Source organism: Curtobacterium sp. USHLN213 (assembly GCF_037144815.1).
In the GTDB taxonomy this organism is placed as follows: Bacteria; Actinomycetota; Actinomycetes; order Actinomycetales; family Microbacteriaceae; genus Curtobacterium.
In genome coordinates this window covers 1-268 of the sequence record NZ_JBBCYQ010000036.1, presented here as the reverse complement: position 1 = coordinate 268, position 268 = coordinate 1, and the positions used below count along the sequence as shown (strand labels likewise).

1 protein-coding gene is annotated in these 268 nt (G+C 70.1%); it reads left to right on the top strand.

The genetic code is table 11. The features are described from left to right. Positions 1 to 268: Asp23/Gls24 family envelope stress response protein (locus WFH25_RS19410; RefSeq protein WP_442892433.1), on the top strand; the 268-nt coding region annotated here is incomplete at both ends.

Here is a 268-nt window from a genome sequence, read left to right as displayed (position 1 = left end):
CACGGGCACCCACACCGGCGGCGTCACGGGCAAGACCGTCATCGACGACACCGTCGTGTCGAAGGTCGCCGGGATCGCTGCGCGTGAGGTCAACGGGGTGCACTCCCTCGGCAACGGCGCCGCGCGTGCGATCGGCGCGATCCGTGACGCGATCGGCCAGCGTGACTTCGGTCAGGGCGTCAAGGTCGAGGTCGGCGAGAAGCAGGTCGCCGCGGACATCGTGATCGTCGCGGAGTACCCCGTCGCACTGCAGCAAGTCGCCGACGGC